The sequence below is a fragment of the Oleiphilus sp. HI0123 genome (assembly GCF_001635315.1).
Window position 1 is genome coordinate 1 of record NZ_LWGE01001019.1, and the last position, 218, is coordinate 218.

A 218-nucleotide genomic window follows, 5' to 3' on the forward strand; every position below is an offset into this window, starting at 1 on the left:
GACGCCATTGACGACTGCGCCTTANGCGTACGAGAAGTCCGTGCCGGCGATACGCGGCTCATCGCTTATGTTGTATGGAAGAATAGCCCGATTAGTCTCAGTGAACTTCGTGAGCACCTGCGACAGCAATTGCCCCCTTACATGGTGCCGCAGCACCTTGAAGCACTCGGGGAGTTACCACGCACCCTTAACAACAAGCTTGATCGAAAGGCTTTAGA

1 protein-coding gene is annotated in these 218 nt (G+C 53.9%); it reads left to right on the forward strand.

Translation table 11 applies throughout. The features are described 5' to 3' along the window. A partial coding sequence (locus A3761_RS08815) for a hypothetical protein (RefSeq protein WP_156491764.1) occupies window positions 1–218 on the forward strand: 218 nt, incomplete at both ends.